Annotated in this window: 1 protein-coding gene; it reads right to left on the reverse strand. The window is 36.2% G+C overall.

What is annotated here, in order from left to right:
• Positions 1–224, reverse strand: a 224-nt coding sequence (locus EII29_RS11860; RefSeq protein ID WP_125237636.1) for an autotransporter domain-containing protein, incomplete at both ends; no start/stop codon positions are given.

Raw genomic sequence — 224 nt, forward strand, 5'->3', positions numbered from 1 at the left:
CCATATTCAAGTTTTAAACTTCCATAAGGCTTTATACTCGTTCTTTCACTCGTCCTGAACTCTTTGCTTATCTCATTCTTTAATGCCGCTCCATATGTATAATATGACGATTTTGCCTCAAATATTTCATCCACTACAAGGAACTTTCTATGCATATCGCTTCTCGATACATAACCTTCTCCCGATATCGTCCAGTTTAAACTGTTGTTATGGTCAAATGCTTT

The organism is Leptotrichia sp. OH3620_COT-345 (assembly GCF_003932895.1).
Classification (GTDB): Bacteria; Fusobacteriota; Fusobacteriia; order Fusobacteriales; family Leptotrichiaceae; genus Pseudoleptotrichia.